The sequence below is a fragment of the Planotetraspora phitsanulokensis genome (assembly GCF_016863295.1).
In the GTDB taxonomy this organism is placed as follows: Bacteria; Actinomycetota; Actinomycetes; order Streptosporangiales; family Streptosporangiaceae; genus Planotetraspora; species Planotetraspora phitsanulokensis.
Genome location: NZ_BOOP01000025.1, coordinates 25,287 through 39,063, shown reverse-complemented (window position 1 = coordinate 39,063; position 13,777 = coordinate 25,287). Strand labels below are relative to the sequence as shown.

General features: G+C 65.1%; 6 protein-coding genes. 3 read left to right on the top strand and 3 right to left on the bottom strand.

What is annotated here, in order from left to right; all coding sequences use genetic code 11:
- From Pph01_RS26385 to Pph01_RS26375, 3 genes are all read right to left on the bottom strand, one after another.
- Positions 1-168, bottom strand: coding sequence for a hypothetical protein (locus tag Pph01_RS26385; protein WP_204075863.1), 168 nt, complete (start codon positions 166-168; stop codon positions 1-3).
- Positions 169-564: 396 nt separating this feature from the next.
- Complete coding sequence (locus Pph01_RS26380) at positions 565-1,107, bottom strand: hypothetical protein (RefSeq protein WP_204075862.1); 543 nt, start codon at positions 1,105-1,107, stop codon at positions 565-567.
- Between the two features lie 432 nt (positions 1,108-1,539).
- A complete protein-coding gene (locus Pph01_RS26375) occupies positions 1,540-10,155 on the bottom strand; it encodes a DNRLRE domain-containing protein (RefSeq protein ID WP_204075861.1) in 8,616 nt (2,871 codons plus the stop codon).
- A gap of 722 nt (positions 10,156-10,877) precedes the next feature.
- Between Pph01_RS26375 and Pph01_RS26370 the strand changes: the two genes are divergently transcribed.
- The 3 genes from Pph01_RS26370 to Pph01_RS26360 all read left to right on the top strand — a co-directional run bounded on the left by Pph01_RS26370 (position 10,878) and on the right by Pph01_RS26360 (position 13,694).
- Complete coding sequence (locus tag Pph01_RS26370) at positions 10,878-11,555, top strand: RNA polymerase sigma factor (protein WP_239117028.1); 678 nt, start codon at positions 10,878-10,880, stop codon at positions 11,553-11,555.
- An 8-nt stretch (positions 11,556-11,563) separates the two neighbouring features.
- Entirely contained in the window at positions 11,564-12,220 is a 657-nt protein-coding gene (locus tag Pph01_RS26365; RefSeq protein ID WP_204075859.1) for a hypothetical protein, read from the top strand.
- A gap of 247 nt (positions 12,221-12,467) precedes the next feature.
- A complete protein-coding gene (locus Pph01_RS26360) occupies positions 12,468-13,694 on the top strand; it encodes a PucR family transcriptional regulator (RefSeq protein WP_204075858.1) in 1,227 nt (408 codons plus the stop codon).
- The last annotated feature ends 83 nt before the right edge of the window (positions 13,695-13,777 follow it).

Sequence of the window (13,777 nt, the reverse complement as noted above, 5' to 3'; positions counted from 1 at the left end):
TCAGCCGCAGCGCAGCCAGCCGGTCTCGTGCCGCACCAGTACGCCGGCAGGGACCCACGCCTCCTGTCCGCACAACACGATCTCAACAAGATCCGAGTCGAGTGACTGCTCGAGCCAGTACCACGTGCGGTCGTGCAGCAGCGAAACGGTGCTGAACTCGTCGTGCACCGAAAACGATCATCACATCGTCACCGCCGCCGCCATATGTGAACACCGGTTCGTGATCCGGGACGTACAGACGAGGCAACTCATCGATCGTGACGACCCGGGATGCCGCATACGGCTGATACGTCTCCATCTCGTATGGCACGGGCCGAGCGTAGAACCGCCCTCAGCAACACGCGCCGTGGGCGTACGGACCCGTGTGATCTCGCTGACGCCGTAGGCAGAATCTCTCACAACGAGAGCAGGGCTTCGCCGGCCGACTGGTGGACTGGGCGCGCGATACGCTGCGCACCACCATCGAGATCGTGCGCAAACCCGCCGACCAGCGGGGATTCAACGTCATCTCCCGCAGGTGGGTGATCGAGCGGACCCTGGCCTGGCTCACCACCGGATCAAGCGCTAGCCCGCCGCAGAGAGGTCGCGGAAGATGGACATCAGCTTTTCGGCTCCCTCTGGTGAAAGCTTACTGGTGATGAGCGACTTGTGTATGAACAGGTCTCGCTGACCCCCCTGGACATTGAACTTCTGCGCCTTGATCCTCGCCTTGGCCATGCTGCGGTCTTTTGGGTCTTCCCATCGCTCGACGTCCCGCAGCGCTTTATCCAGGCCGGCCGCCGCATCTCGCAGGATGAAGTAATCAGCGGTGTCCGGGAACCGTTGCATGTCAAGGTCGATTCCTCCCCGAAAGGAGACGTTTCGCATGAGCGCCGTGGAGAAATCATTTCCCTGGTACCTGTTTTTCTCGCGCCCCAATTCAGCGTCTCTCGACCAGGGGTCTGCGGAGAAGGTTACCGATTCAATCCGCCCGGAGAAGACGCAGTCCACGAATTCGGCGTCCATGAAGTTGAGGTTGACAAGGCTCGCGTCCAGGAAGGAGCACGAGATGAATGTGGCTCGGCCGGGATCAAGACCATGGCCTTCGAGAGCGCTTCCATCGAACACGCACTCCGCATATACGCTCGGGCGGAGTCCGCCCCCCAAGCAGCCGTCCGTGGCGCGGATGCCGCGAAAATCACACTTGGTAAGACGGCTGCCGTTCGAAACGGAAATGTAATTGAAAGTCCGCTCAGAATAGTCTGCGCCCTCCAGTTGGGCTCCATCGAGTCTTAGCGCGCCGCTCGCTCTCACTGGCCGACCTCTCTTCACCGACTGATCCCGCATGGCGGTAATCGGCCGCAAGAGAGCCGATACCACGAAGCCTCAGTCACACATCCGTTATTTTACCGCACTTCCTTTCGGGGGAGCCGAAGGCGTGAAAACGCGCCGAAATCCGGGCGCATCCCTGTTGGACGAGCTCTGCATCGGTTAGAGCGCCCAGCTCAAAGCCTGAGACGCTCCCGAACGGAGGTCAGGAGCGTCTCAGGCTTCAATCAGCTAGTGCGTTGGAAGGCGGCCGACGCTATACAGCACGTACGGCACCCGGCTGTACCCTCCCGTCCGACCAAGGTGGTTCGCATAATCCTTGACCGTGGTGAATTCGACCCAGTTCATCAAGCGTTGGTCGTATAGATCGATGCCCCAGCTGGCTTTGTAGGTCCATCGTCCCGGATCTATCCTGTTCAGTTCCTGATGCAGCGCGCGATGATATGCCGTCCCGAAGAATCGGCGCGCACCACGGAAGTTGCCCTCGTCGATCAGTCTGAGATATTCCTCAAGCTCATCGTCTCCGAGAGTCCGGAGAATGTCCCGGGGCCGTTGCGCGAGCTGCTTCGCGGCTTCTTCGACCGCGGCGACGGATTCGGCATAGCGGGCCCGGATTCCGGCGGGAAGCTTCTCATACAGCCGCGTACTGATGACTATTCCACACCGTGAATTCGCATTGTGTACCAGTACCGGTGTGGCACCCGCCAGCACGTAGTAGGTGTGGAGGTCGGCGATGGTCAGGTTGTGGACGCGCTGGTGATGAGCGGTCCACTTCTTGATCGCTGTGATCTGGACGTACGTCCCCGACGAGGTGCGCAGCCACATGCCGGCCTTGAGGTCCTTGGCGTCGACCCATTCGCCGAGTTCCGAAACCCAGAAGGGGTGCCCGTCGGTGGCGGTGATCTTGCCAGTCTTGCCGCCCTTCTTACCGTCGGTGTCGACCGTGATCTCGACCAGGTTCTTGTCGCCCTCACCCTTGATCAGGTCGGTCACGGGCTTGGCCTCGGTCTTGCCGGTCTCGGCATCGGTGGCCAGCACCTTGTCTCCGAGCTCGACCTTGTCGATGTCCTTGGTGGTCCCGTCGGCCATCTGGACCTTCGTGCCGGGCACGAAGCTGTTGGGCGTACATCCGATGGCTCGTGAGAAGGCACCCGCGCCGAAGAGCCTGCCGACCCCGAAGGTAAGCGCACTTATCGCGGCGCCGGAAAGGGTCTCCAGAGCGAAGTCGCCGGCGTTGAAGCTGCGGTTGGGGTCCATGGCGACGTCCACGCCGTAGCTCGCGGAGGCGCCCGCCGCCCCGGCCGCCCCGGCGATCGCCAGCGGGCAGGTCACTCCGGTCTCGGGACACAGCACCGCGAGCGAGCCGACCCCCAATCCGACCAGCAGCCCGGTGCCGAGGGACGCCAGTTCCCTCTTCCAGTCCACCGGCGGGGAGTAGCGCAGGTTGGCGATGGAGTTGCCGGCGGCGAAGCCGTAGCGGTTGCTCGTGGCCGGGTTCAGGCTCAGCCCCTGGTCCGCGCCCGAGTCGTAGCGGGAGTCGGGAGTCAGGAACTGGTGACTGATGGGCTGGTAGTTCCGTGACCCCATCTGGTAGGTGTCCGACACCTGGTCATATCGCCGGGCGTTGAACCAGTACGGGTTGTAGGGCTCCCGGTAGGGATCGGCTTCGTCGGGGGTATCCACACCGCTGACCGCTCCCGGCACGAGGGAACCGAAGGCGCTGTAGCCGTAGGTGGCCCGGTTGTCGCCGGCGTCGGTGGTGAGGATCTCGACATTGCCGCGGGGGTCGTAGCCGTAGACGCTCCGCTCGGCCGTCCCGCCCGCGTCGAACTTCGCCATCGACAACCGCTCGTCCCAGGCCGAGTACTCGTACGAGCGGGTGATCGCTCCGTCGACCTCCTCGTCCAGCACCTCTCCCGACATGCCCAGATAGGAGTAGATGGTCTTCTTACCGCTGTTGTCGGTCGTGGAGGAGGTACGGCCCAGCGGGTCGTAGCCGTAGCGGGTGGTCCGGTTCACACCGTCGACCCCGACCTGCTCGGTCTGGACGGTGTGATCGAACGCGTCGTAGACGTAGGAGGCCGTCGGCGTCCCGGATGCGCCGCCGGTGATCTGCTGGAGCCGGCCGGACGGGTCGTAGCCGTAGTCGGAGGAGCTGGTGCCGGTGGGGTCGGTGGTTTTGACCAGCCGGTTCCAGTCGTACATGAAATGGGTCGGAGTGCCGGCGACGGACTGCCAGATCACGTTGGAGTTGGCGTCGTATTCGTACTCCTCACCCCATCCCGGGCGGTTGTACTCAACCTTCGTGACCCGGTCCCGGGGATCGTAGGAGTAGGTCTTGGTCACATCCGGATACAGGCACTTGAATTCGACGCACTGCACCTTGACGTGGTCGCTGGAGACCTGCAGGTCGGTCTGGTAGTTCAGGGTGTGTTCGGCCTGCACGGCCCCATCGGGCTTCTTCTCGACCGAATGCTGCAGCAACCCGTCCAGGAAGTAGTCGTAGGTCGCGACGTTGCCGTTGGACTTGGTCTCCTGGCGTCGTTCTCCACGCGGGCTGTACTCGAAGGTCGTGTGACGCTCTGTCCCGCCCTCGGTGTTGCGCACCGAGTACATCAGGTCCCGCGCGTCGTAGGTGAAGTCGTCGGTACCCCGGTCGTGCGTGCGATGGATCAGGGCACCGTTCTCGTCATAGCCGTACGAGGTGAGGTTCTTGATGGTCCCGGCAAGACTCTCGGTGACCTTTTCGACCTGGTTGCGCTGGTCGTAGTCGAGAGTCCACAGGTCGATCGTGGCGTCGGCCGTACGGTCCTTGAGCGTCTTGAGGTTCCCGGTGGCGTCGTAGGCGTAGTCGAACGCGGTGAACTCCGGCGGATCGCTCGTGCCGCCGTTGTCGGCTTGGTACTTCAGCTTGCCGTCAGGGTTGTAGTCCCACTGCAGGAACCGCTGGTCGGTGCTGTCGGCGGCGGTGACGGTCCGCTTGGTCTGCTCGCCCAGGTCGTTGTATTCGTAGCTGACGGAGATGCCGAAGGGATCCGTGGACTTCTTGATCCAGCCGTTGTCGTAGTACTCGGTCGTGCTGGTGATGCGCCCCCGGTGGTCGGGGTTGGGGGTGTGATCGGGATCGGGGGGCGGCAACGCCACCGAGGTCAGGCGTGACGCCGCGTCGTAGGAGTACAGCACGCTCTGCGGGGTGCGGTAGGGGTAGTAGGGCGCGCCCTGGGCGTCGTCCTTGTCGAACGGGTAGACCTGCTCGATCGGACGGTTGAGTTTGTCGTAGCGGGTCTCGGTGAGGAAGTCCGCCGGATCGTCGGTTGTCTCCACTCCCCGTGGGCTGATCACCTTGGTCGGGTTGCCGACCTGGTCGTACTCGAACCGGCTGATCGTCTCCTTGAGGTTTCCGTCCACGACCGCATGCGGAGCCCGGGTCTCGACCACCTTGCCCCGCGGGTCGTACACCGTTGTGGTGACGGTGCCGTTCTGGTCGGTGAGGGTGGTTCGCAGCCCGTCCCGGTCGTAGCCAGCGCCCGTGGAGTATCCGCCCGCGTCGGACACCGCTGTCACCTGGTGATTCAGGTCATAACTGATCCTGGCGGTGTAATCGAGCTGGTCCGCGGTGGCGTTCTTACGAGGGTCGATGAGCCAGGACAGGTCGCCCACGCTGTCGTAGATGTATCTGGTCGTGAAGCCCTTGGCGTCGGTCACGCCGGTGAGCTGGTAGATCTCGTCATAGGCGTTGGTCGTGGTGAAGTCGCCCTCGGTGGCCGTCAGGTTCCCGTTGGGCTCGGTGACCGTCACCTGGTTGCCGACCTTGTCGTAGGTGAACGAGGTCTTGCGCTCGGGCGCACCCTCCTGGTCGTCCTTAGGCTTGAGGGTGTAGGTGAGCTGGTCCTTCGCGTCGTAGACCGCCGTGGAGACGGCTCCGTTCGGCGCGGTGGCCCGGGTGATGTTGTCGTTGGCGTCGTAGACCGGCGCGGGCGTGACGATGTTCACGCCGGAGACGTGATCCTTCTGCACCGTGGTCGTCAGTAGCCGTCCGAACAGGTCGTAGGACCGCCAGGCGGCCGTGCCCAAGGGGTTGGTCACCGTCCGCAGGAGACCACGCCAGTCATAGCCGACGTAGGTGGAGTAGCCGTACGGATCGGTGATCGTCTGCGGCTGGCCCGTCGCGTCGTAGTCGCCGAAGGTGGTGGCGTTGCCGTTGGCGTCGGTCGCCCGGATCGCCTGCCCGTAGATGTCGTAGGCGTAGTTGGTGGTGTAGTCCCCCGTGGTCTCGGTGGTGTTGCCGAGGGGATCGGTCACCGACGCCAGGTTGCCCCACGGGTCATAGGTGAAGGTGTAGCGGCGGCCCTCCGGGCTGGTCTGGGCGATCAGATCGGCGATGCGCCCGTTCATCCCGCTCTGGTAGGTGTAGACGGTGGCCGCAGTGCCGTTCTTGTTGGCCTCGGCGTCGGTGGTCCAGAGCAGATACCCGGTATACGGGTCGTAGCTGGAGGTGGTGACGGCGCCGTTGGCCTCCTCGACGCGGACCACGTTGTGGTCGCCGTCCCAGCCGAAGTCGGTGGCGTGGCTCCGGGCGTCGGTGACCCGGGTGGGCCGCCCGTACTCGTCCAGGTGGAATGCGGTCGCGTGGTTCTCCGCGTCGGTGACGGTGGTGTCGATGGTGGAGCCCGTCGCTCCGTCGGGATCCACGTAACCGAACGCGGTGTCGCCGCCGAGCCTGTCGGTGATGGTCTTGACCGACCAGTGGAACCGCGGGTCGTCCCCGGTCTGCGGGTAGTAGTAGGCCAGCTTGGTGTCGTGGCCGCGCGGGTCGGTCACCTCCACCAACTTGGCGTTGTTGTTGCCCTGCGTCATGTCGTAGGCGAACCGGAACGTCTTCGCCTGGGCGTCGCCCGCACCGTCGACCATCTTGGCCATCAGGCCCTTGCCGGTATAGGTGAAGGTGATCTTCCGGCCTTCGATGTCGGTGATGGACTTGACGTGGTCGATGATGAACGGGTTGGTCAGGTTGGTCGCGTTGACCTCCTGCCAGGTGTCGTCGTCGATGTAGGTGTAGCTGTCGCCCTTGGCGTAGTAGTCGACCGTGAGCGTCTGCCGTCCCGCCGGGTCGGTGATGTACTGCAGGAACTTGACCGGCTTGTTGTTCGACTTACGCGAGGCGTAGGTGAAGGCGGCAGTGTTGATCATGCCGTTCTTGTCCTGCGTCGCCGACAGGTAGCCGTCGCAGTCGAAGTAGAACTGGGTGCGGTCCGGCCGGGTCATCACCCACGCCCGCGACTCCTCGGTCTTCGGCCCGCAGGTCACCAGGCGCTGCAGGTACAGGTGCACGCCCTTCGGGCTGACCCACTGGCCGGTGGTGGCGTCCCAGGAGAAGGTGTGGCTGGTTCCGTCCCCATCGGTCAGGGTCACCGTGGTCGGGTTCGCGTTGGGGTGGAAGTCGAGCGGCGAGCCGAGCCGCATCAACGTGGAGGCCTGCAAGGACCAGCCGAATCCCATGGAGCTGTTGGAGGTGTCCTTGGCGTTGTAGGCCAGGCTGACGAACGTGGAGAAGTCGCCGCGGGACGGGTGGGACCAGGGGTCATAGGTCCAGACAGGGTTGCCCGAGTACAGGTTGGTGTGCAACTCGCCGCCGGCGCCGGTGCCCCCTTCCGCGTACTTGTAGAAGGGCTCCAGCCCCAGCTGATTCGAGGTCGGCTTGTCCACCGCCACGGCCTGGTCCAGCGACGGAATCGCCGCGCTGGCCGACAACCAGGTCGCGGTCGTCTTGTTGTACAGATCCGACTGCAGCACATAGGTCGTGCGCTTGTTGCTGTCGTCAGCCGTCACCGGTGCCTTGACCTGCGCCTTGATGGTGACCGTGTCCCCCGGAGCCACGTCCCTGGGCAGCGGGGTCTGCAGCTGGTTGCCCCCATTGGTCACATCGGTGCCGTCCGGCAGCGTCCAGCGATACGACAGCACATAGTCCGACGCCTTCCACGTCGCCGCGGTGGTGTTGGTGATCGTCACATCGGTGGTGGTCTGAGCGCCCTCGGCCACCCGGGTCGCCGTCGACGGCGCGTAGTACGTGCTGTCGGTGGTCGTCTCCAGGTACGTGACGCGTAACTGGGGTCGCAGCTGCAGCTCGTCGGCCTCATCGGACAGGAACAGGACCCGTTCGGCCGGGGACGTCTCGTTGGCCAGCTTGACCAGCATCCCGTGATTCGACGAGGGAGCGGAGACCCAGCTCTGCGCGATCGCGGTGGCGTTCAGGGTCCGCCGATAAGGATCGTTGGAGATCCCGGTGTAGCTGCCGGAGACGGTGGCCGAATAGTCTCCGCCTCCCGTCGTCCATGCCGTCGAGGAGGTGGCCCTGTTCCAGGTGGCCGTCTTCTCGTCGAAGGCGCGGTTCAAGGCGCGCAGCTCGTACGTGGCCGTGCCCGACCCCACCATGGTCACTGCCCACAGATCCAGCGATGCGTCAAGCACGCGGGCGCTCGAGGGGATGGTGGAGACCCCTGGGAACTGGAGCACGGCGCGGGTCTTGCCGTACGTGCCTGAGTTGTTGCCGACCGACAGCCACGGCGCACCCGCCAGCACGTCCTGGTTGGTGTCCGGTTGGGTGCTGGACAGCGTCGTGTCGGGGTTGCCGCCTTGGAAGAACTTGACGATACGGCCGGCCTTCGGCAGTGAGGCGATCTGGGTGGGGCCGGGAGTGATCTGCCCGTCCTTGGTCTTCACGGCGACCATGTAGTAATAGACCTGGCCGAATGGATCCGTGGAGTCGGCCGGAGTGGGTTTGGCCGTCGTGTCCGCAAACGATGTGGTCCCCGACGCCACCGGCGAGACGAGCGTGGCGGCCGACGGGGTGAATGTCTGGTAGACGCTCCGGTGGACCTGGTACTCGACGATGTCATCCGACGTGCTGGTCGAGGGGTCCTTGTACGCAGGCCACGACAGCTCCGCACCCGTGGCGTGGATCGTGGTGAGTGGGTCGAGGGTGACTCCCTGGCGGCCGTACGTCACCACCAGGCGGGGATAGGTCGCGATCTCGCCGCCGTAGGCGTACAGGCTGCCCTCGTACCGCACGCCGCCCTTGTCGAGGGTCTCATCGGCCGCCTTCAGCACGAAGCCGTAGTTGGGGGCGCCGTCGAGCCATGACTGGACGATGCTGCGCACCGCGAACGAATGCCAATGACTGCCGTTGTCCGAGGCAGGCTTCACCTGAGTGGCGTCCTTGGTCAGTCGTACGGCGTCCGCGATCACCCCGACGGAGGCCGAGACGGGGCCGTCGCCCAGGACGACCTTGCCGGTGGTGCCGGCCACGAAGGGGTGGGTGCCCAGCGTCTTCCATAGCCCGTTCGTGGTCGAGGCCGCGTACTGGTTGACCGAATACGCCTTGGTGCCGCCGTTGTAGGTGACGGTGTACGGCGCGGCGGTGGCCCGGTCGGACGCTTCCACGTAGTGGACGTCGACCCGGTAGTCGCCGTCCTCGGTGACACGCGGGACCCAGGTGTAGGTGTCGCCGGGGACGGCGTCCTTGTTGTACAGATAGTCGCCATTGATACCGTTGGCGGCCAGGGTGCTGGTGGACGTCGGCCAGGCGCCGGTGGCCGCGGTCTTGCCGGCGTCGCCGTCATCGACGACTTCGGTGTTGTTGCCCAACTCGCCGGTGAGGTTCTTGGCCGTGTTCCAGGTGGCGGTCGTCTCATCCCAGGCTGCCGTCGCGCGGTGCGCCTCCACGGTGACGTTGTTGGTCGCCCCCGTGCTGGTGTCGATGTCCTGGTCGTAGTAGACCTGGAGCTGCGCCGAGTCGATCTTCGTACCGGATGGTACTCCGGTCAGTACCGGGAACTTCAGCAGCGAACGGGCGACACCGACCGACGACGTACCCGTCGACAGGCGCCAGCTGTCTTCATAGTTGGTGTCCGGAGAGTCCGAGACGATCATGGTGTCCTGCGAGTCGCTGGGTGTCGGCGCGATCTTGATCGTCGGATCGATGATGACCGGGTACTGGCGGGCCGGGTCGGCCAGCCAGGCCCTGTCCGGGGTCACCGTTATGCGCAGCAGTCCGGCCGGGCCGTCCCACTGCATGCTCTGCGACACCTTGTCGCTGAACGCCTTGCCGTAGGGCGAGGAGGCGTCGTCGCGGTCATCGGTCATGTACGGCTTGGGTATCTCCATGACCGGCGTGCCATCGAAGTCACCGCGGTAGAACGCGATCGACCCGTCCGGCCGTTGCCATGCCCGCAGCCCGTCCACCTTCATGGTGAAGGTGTAGGCGGCCTCCTGCGGCGCCGACGCCAGGATGATCTGCTCCTTGGCGCCCTCCGGCGTCACCTGGTAGGACAGCCGCGCTCCGCTCTCGCCGTACCCATAGGTAGCGGTGTTGCCCTTCACCTGTGGCTTGCCGGGCTTCACCTTCTCCGCACCGAGCGTCACCGACACGTCGTCCAGCGCCACATGAAGAATCGAGTCCGGCGTGTCGCCGAAGAAGCTGCTGAATGCATTGGTCTGATTGCCGTACGGGAATCCCGGCCGGTCAGTAGCCGAGATCTTGGTGTCGATCGGCTGCCATTTCCCAGCTTGGTCACGGTAGTTCAGCGGCTCCGCCGACACCTCCGCCTGCTGCCGGCCATCCTCAAGCTGGAACACCCGGCCGTGGGCGGTCCGCTTGCCGGTCAGTTCCTTCACGCGCTTGGCGGGCGGAACATTCTTTCCCTTGGGCACCGGGTCATGCCGCGGCACCGCGTTCACGCCGAGATCACGCGCCTCCGGCTTGTTGTCGCTGCCGGTGAACCAGTCCTTGACGTTGTCCAGCCAGCCGCGTTCGCTGTCCGGCTTCCATCCACCTCGTGCATCCTCCATCGGAGGGGCACTGGACGCGGCAGCCTCCACAGGAGGCTGCGCGCCCAACATGACACCGAGTACCAGAAGGCCGGCCACCAGCCGACGGGGTCTACGCGTTGTCTTACGTCTGAACACTGTCCGGTCTCCAATTCGGCAGGCATGAAATGCAGCACGAAACCAGGGCCGTGGGCATACGGAAATAACATCGCAGCGATAAAGGAATGAAAGGAAACTGCTGAGCCGGACAGCGGCGATCGATAGTCCGAAGAGGGGCCACCTCAGCCGGAAAGTCAAATGCGAACGCCGGCGAACACTCAGTGTCTACACCAGACCTCCAGCCAAACGTTCACGCCCCGCCACCCGCCGGACAGGGACATACGGACGGATCTTGACTCTCTGAAGAATCCCTGTCAATCAAGCAGTCAAAGCGTGATCGCCTCTAGTTGGGCGATCCGAGCTTGGGCTGAACCACCCCCTTGTTACGACGTCGTCGACCCCTGGGGCGTCACACCTACTCGGAAGTAACAACGAAAAAATCACGAATCTCGACAGCCGGTGACAACATAATCACATATTGTAAAGAAATCAGTCAGAGAATAACGATTGGACAACGGATCATGTTGCGCCGGCGCGATACCGCAGGCCTTCCCCTAAAGCGGCGGAATTTGTTAACATCCAGCGGCCTTTAAATGCGTGAAATCTCCGCCACGTGGTGGCATGCATACGAGGAGGCACTCATCGTGTGGGGGAGAGATCAGACAGAGCGCCTGAACGACAGGGCACTACGAGATCAGCTTTACGACCACGGCGAGCCATCCGAAGCGGCCAAGGGCAGATGGGCCGCATCCGCCGACCTGGCCTCCTGCCTCGAGCGCGCCCGGCAAGGCGACGAGGTCGCGTTCGAAGTGCTGTACCTGGACATCCAGCCAAGGCTGTTGCGGTACCTGCGGACCCTCGTCGACAACGACGCCGACGACGTGGCCGCCGAGGCCTGGCTACAGATCGCAACCGCTCTGCCCACCTTCACGGGCGACTCAAGCGCGTTCCGCAGCTGGACCGCCACAATCGCCCGCAACCGTGCCATCGACCACCTGCGCCGACGAAGACGGCGACCCGTCAGCACGTTTCAACTCGAGGCGCTGAACGACATAGCGGGCCGCGACGGCGACCCCGAACGCCTCATCCTCGACAAGGACGCCACCGACGAGGCCCTCGCCCTCATCGGACAACTCCCCCGCGACCAGGCCGATGCCGTTCTCCTGCGCTTCATCGTCGGCCTCGACCCCGAAGAGGCGGCCAGGGTTCTGGGCAAGCGTGCCGGTGCGATTCGCACCGCGACCTATCGGGGCCTGCGCAACCTCGCAGCGCGACTCAGACCCTCGCCTGACGCGGCGCGGCACAGCACCCCGGCACAATGAGGACCGCCATGATCAACGAGCCTCCTGAGAACGACCGAACGACGGCCGAGCAACTGATCCGCGCCGCCGCAGCCGACGTCGGCTCCGACGCGGCTCCGCTCGCCGAGTTGCTCGCCGCGGCGACGGCACCGGCGCGACCCGACGAAACAGCCGGACTGCACGCCGCACTGACCGCCTTCCGGCAGGCACGGCGCACCGGCACGATACCGAGTCACCGCCGTGGGATCATGACGCGGATCCTGAGCATCAAGGCCGCCACGATCGCACTCGCCATCGCGCTCCTTGGAGGTGTCGCCACCGCCACCGGACCGTCGCCCATGCCGCCTGCCGAACAGCCCACCGCACCACAAAGCCACGCCGGGTCCGGCACGCCGTCCTTCATGCCATCGGGCGATGCGCGGACAAGACAGTCGTCACTGTCCCCGACCGCGTCGCCGTCCCCGTCTTCACGATCGGCGCCCGTCGAACCGTGCACCACCCACAGCGCTACCAAGCCGACAGACAAACCAGACCTCTCGCCGCCGGGGAAAGCCTCCAGGGGTAAACGGAAAGTGCACGGCCACTGCGCCGACCCAGCGCCGCACGGCAAAATCTCGCACCGCAAGGCCACGCCCCCGGCTCGCAAATCCGAGCGGGACCATCGACCACCCCGGCATGACAAATAGACAACAGAGTGCGAGCGGGCGCGACGTCGACCGCTGATGTCGCTGTGTGGTCGTGCATGTCGAGGACCGCGGTCGCAACGACTCCGTCACCGCATGAAGATCAGGATTCACAACGGACAGAGCAGCCAGGCCAAGCGACCGTACCGACGCGGGGAAGGCAAGGCACGATCGTCACGCCGGCTCGGCCGGGAATACGATGACCTCACCTGATCATCGAAGGGCCCGTGAGAATGGCAGCCGGATCGACATGCGTCGACTGAACGCTCTCGCCGAGCGTGTCGCGACGCGCCTCGACCTGCTCGCCATCCGGATGGTCGACGCCTTCGTGGCGGAGATCCCCCTCTACGCCCACCTGCCGGGAGAGCAGTTGGAGGGCGAGGTCCTCCAGATCTGCCGACACAACCTGCGGCTCTTCTTCCGGGTCCTCAGCCACGACGAACTGCCGGACGAGCGAGAACTGCTGACCGTCCGCCGCAGCGCCGCCCTGCGGGCGGAGGAGCGGGTGCCGCTGGAGACGGTTCTGGCGGCCTACCGCGTGGGATCGCGAATCGGGTGGCAGGCGCTCTGCGACGATGCGCATCCCGACGAGCGTGCGGACCTGTTCGAGGCCGCGCACATGGTGATCACGTTCAACAACGTTGTCACCGGCGCGGTCGCCGCGGCGTACCTCGAGGAGCGGCAGGCGATCCACGACGAGGATCGGGAGGCGCGCCGCCGGCTGGCGGAGGCGCTCCTCGCCGGGACGCCCGCACGCCAGCTGGCCGAGCGCGCCGACCACTGGCTGGCCGCCGGGTACCACGTGCTGGCGGTTCGGGTCGAGTCCTCCGTCGACGAGCGCGACGAGGAGGTGGAGAGCGCCGTGGCGGCCCGCCGCAAGTTGCGGCGGATGGAGCAGAGCCTGTCCGACGACTCCGGTCACGAGTCGCAGCCGCTGAGCGTGCTCGCACCCGGCGGCGGCGTGGTCCTCCTCCCCCGCACGGACCCGGACGACCGCGACGCACGTGCCGCGGACCTGGTGGCGCGCATGGCGAAGGCAGCCGATGCGCCGGTGCTGGCGGGGGTCGCCACGGGAGCGGACCTGGGCGGCGTGCCGTCGGCGGCGGCGGAGGCCGACCACGTGCTCCGGCTGGCCGTACGGCTGAACGCCGAGCCTGGAACGTACACACTCGACGACGTCCTGTTGGAGTACGTGCTGACGAGCGCCGGGGAGGTGGGCAGGCGTCTGGCCGATGTCCTCCAGCCGCTGGAATCCGGGCCCGAACTCGTGCAGACGCTCGCCGCGTGGTTCGCCAACGATTTCCACCGGATGCCCACGGCGGCCGCGCTGCACATCCATCCCAACACCCTCGACTACCGGCTGACCCGGATATGTGAACTCACGGGCTACTCCGCCGGGTCGGGGCGCGGCGTCCTCGTGCTGGGTGCGGCGTTGACCCTGCAGGCGCTTGGGAGAAATCACAACGAACGGTCCTGAACTCTCGGGTGAACGCCAATAGTTGTCGGACGTGTGATCGGGCTAACATCCCACGACGCCGATTCTGGCTTTAGCCGAGGAAA